This window comes from Saccharopolyspora antiqui (genome assembly GCF_052246905.1).
Taxonomy (GTDB): Bacteria; Actinomycetota; Actinomycetes; order Mycobacteriales; family Pseudonocardiaceae; genus Saccharopolyspora.
Genome location: NZ_JBQQBO010000056.1, coordinates 1 through 1836, shown reverse-complemented (window position 1 = coordinate 1836; position 1836 = coordinate 1). Strand labels below are relative to the sequence as shown.

The 1836-nt window shown below is 63.8% G+C and carries 2 protein-coding genes; both read left to right on the top strand.

Annotation, left to right across the window (positions count from 1 at the left end):
* Positions 1-64 precede the first annotated feature (64 nt).
* A complete protein-coding gene (gene istA, locus ACTWQN_RS37980; protein ID WP_012760797.1) occupies positions 65-1591 on the top strand; it encodes an IS21 family transposase in 1527 nt (508 codons plus the stop codon).
* Positions 1581-1836: ATP-binding protein (locus tag ACTWQN_RS37975; RefSeq protein ID WP_443208521.1), on the top strand; the 256-nt coding region annotated here is incomplete at its 3' end. The genes istA and ACTWQN_RS37975, both read left to right, overlap by 11 nt.

Genomic DNA, 1836 nt, shown 5'->3' with positions numbered 1-1836 from the left:
TTTGCATCGACTGTTCACCCACGTATAGAACACTGTCCCGCTCGGCAACGAGCGGGAGATCGGAGTGATCGACGTGGCCATACTGAGCATCATTCGACGCTGGCATCTTCGCGACCAGATCCCGCTGCGCGAGATCGCCAGACGCCTGGGCATCTCCAGGAACACGGTCAGGCGCTATCTGCGCGCTGACACCACGGCACCGGCCTATCCTGCACGGCAGAGTCCGAGCAAGCTCGACGGCCATGCCGCCAAGCTCTCCGCTTGGCTCAAGACCGAGGCCAACAAGCCACGCAAGCAACGGCGCACACTCAAGCAGATCCACACTGATCTGTGTGCCTTGGGCTTCACCGGCTCCTACGATCGCGTTGCCGCATTCGCTCGCCGCTGGCGCCAGGAGCAACAGGAGCAAGCCCGCACGTCGGGGCGAGGCACCTTTATCCCACTGCGCTTCGCAGAGGGTGAGGCCTTCCAGTTCGACTGGAGCGAGGACTGGGCGGTCATCGCCGGCGAGCGCACCAAGCTGCAAGTGGCTCAGTTCAAGCTCAGCCACAGCCGCGCATTCTTCCTGCGCGCGTATCTGCTGCAGACCCACGAGATGCTGTTCGATGCCCATCACCACGCCTTTGTGGCCTGGGGCGGTATCCCGCGTCGCGGCATCTACGACAACATGAAGACCGCCGTGGATCGCGTGCGCCTGGGCAAGTTGCGTGACGTCAACTTGCGCTTCAGCACCATGGTCAGCCACTACCTGTTCGACGCCGAGTTCTGTAACCCGGCCTCGGGCTGGGAGAAGGGGCAGATAGAGAAGAACGTGCAGGACAGCCGTCACCGCATCTGGCAACGCATCCCTGCATTCGGCTCTCTGGCGGCACTTAATGACTGGCTGGCCGACCAGTGCGTACGGCTGTGGCAGCAGACCCGCCATCCTGAGCTGGACATGACCCTCTGGGAGGCCTGGTCGCTGGAGCGGCCACACCTGATGCCCGTGGGGCAGCCGTTCGATGGCTTTGTGGAGCACACCAAGCGCGTCTCACCAACCTGCCTGGTGACCTTCGAGCGCAACCGCTACAGCGTACCGGCGTCGTTTGCCAACCGGCCCATCAGTCTGCGCGTCTATGCCAATCGGCTCGTGTTCGTGGCCGAAGGCCAGGTGATTGCCGAGCACGTGCGGCACATCGACCGTAGCCATCTTCCGGGGCGCACAATCTATGACTGGCACCACTACCTCGCGGTGCTGCAGCGTAAGCCCGGTGCGCTGCGTAACGGCGCACCGTTCGCCGAACTGCCAGAGGGCTTCCGACGCCTGCAATCCACACTGCTCAAACGCCCTGGTGGCGATCGCGAGATGGTCGAGATCCTGGCGCTGGTGCTGTTGCACGACGAACAGGCCGTGCTCACTGCGGTGGAGCTCGCACTGGAGGCGGGTGCCCCGTCCAAGCAAACCATCCTGAACATCCTCAGCCGCCTCCTGGAAGGCGAGCCCGTGGCACCGATCACCTCACCACAGGCACTGGCGCTGCACGTCGAACCGCAGGCCAACGTCGGCCGCTACGACAGCTTGCGAGATCGGGAGGTGCATCATGCAGCATGAAGTCATGTTGGAGATGCTCAAGTCGTTGAAGCTGCACGGCATGGCACAAGCGCTGGGCGACCTGGCGGCGCAGGACTCGCCGGCCTACCAGTCGGCCGTGGCCATCCTGTCGCGTCTGCTCAAGGCCGAGCTCACCGAGCGCGAGCTGCGCTCGCTGGCCTATCAGATGAAGGTGGCGCGCTTCCCAGCCTACCGAGACCTGACCTGCTTCGACTTCAGTTGCAGCGAGGCCAACGAAGCACTGG